A 1,276-nucleotide genomic window follows, 5' to 3' on the forward strand; every position below is an offset into this window, starting at 1 on the left:
GGGCAGGGCGAGCACCTCGGCCTCGGCGGCGTCCTGGCGGACCGCCTCGAGGCGGCGCGGCTCGGCGGCGCCGTCGTCGGGCAGCAGGGCGGTGTCGGGCAGGCCGAGCCGGCGCGCCAGCCCGAGGGCGAGCACGCCGGCGAAGGACGGGGCGCCGCTCACCGGCCGAAGAGGACCTTCGCCTCGTCGTAGCGCGCCACGGGGACCTCCTTGAGGCCCTTGAGTGCGGCGCTCATGGGGATGGAGATGATGTCCGTGCCGTTCGCCGCCACCATCTGCCCCCAGCGCTTCTGGGCGGTCAGGTCCACGGCGCCCATGCCGAACCGCGTGGAGAGCACGCGGTCCGTGGCGGTGGGCGCCCCGCCGCGCTGGATGTGGCCCAGCACGGTGTTGCGGGTCTCGACGCCGGTCATCGCCTCGATCTCCCGGGTCACCCACTCGCCAATGCCGCCGAGGCGGGGCCGGCCCGAGTCCTCGACGCCGGCCTCGGAGAGCGGGTCGTCGTGGCCCTCGGGGATGAAGCCCTCGGCGACCACCACGAGGGGGGAGCGGCCGCGGTCGTGCACCTGCTTGACCCACTCGGCCACCTGCTCCATGGGGGTGCGGACCTCGGGGATCAGGATGGCGTGGGCGCCGGCGGCCATGCCGGAGTGCAGGGCGATCCAGCCGACGTGGCGGCCCATGACCTCGGCGACCATGCAGCGGTGGTGGGACTCGCCGGTGGTGCGCAGGCGGTCCATGGCGTCGGTGGCGATCTGCACGGCCGTGTCGAAGCCGAACGTGTAGTCGGTGCCGCGCAGGTCGTTGTCGATGGTCTTGGGCACACCCACGATCGGCAGGCCGTCGGCGGCGAGGCGGTTGGCGCCGGCGAGGGTGCCCTCGCCGCCGATGGCGATCACGGCGTCCAGGCCGAGCTCGCGCATGTTCCGGAGCATGTTCTCCGGGCCGCCGCCCTCGGTGTCGTAGGGGTGGGTGCGGGAGGTGCCCAGGATGGTGCCGCCGGTGCGGGCCAGGCCGCGCACGCGGGTGCGGGGCAGCTCCTCGACGTCCTTCTCGATCAGGCCGGCCCATCCGTTGCGGATGCCCACCATCTCCATGTCGTACGTCTTGATGCCGTGCAGGACGGCGGAGCGGATGACGGCGTTGAGGCCGGGGCAGTCGCCCCCGGAGGTGAGCATTCCGACGCGCATGGGTGTCCTCTCGAACGGTGTGGACGGGGTTCGGATCCACCCTAGGCGCGGGCGGCGGGCCGCGTCAGGAGACGGCGGACCGCACC

General features: G+C 73.8%; 1 protein-coding gene. It reads right to left on the minus strand.

The features are described from left to right. Positions 1–158: 158 nt before the first annotated feature. Positions 159–1,190 carry a 6-phosphofructokinase gene (locus NWP10_RS11995; RefSeq protein ID WP_017489107.1) on the minus strand — a complete coding sequence of 344 codons (1,032 nt, stop codon included), beginning with the start codon at positions 1,188–1,190 and terminating at the stop codon, positions 159–161. Between the last annotated feature and the right edge of the window lie 86 nt (positions 1,191–1,276).

Origin of the sequence: Micrococcus sp. HG099, from assembly GCF_024723355.1 — a bacterium.
Taxonomy (GTDB): domain Bacteria; phylum Actinomycetota; class Actinomycetes; order Actinomycetales; family Micrococcaceae; genus Micrococcus; species Micrococcus endophyticus.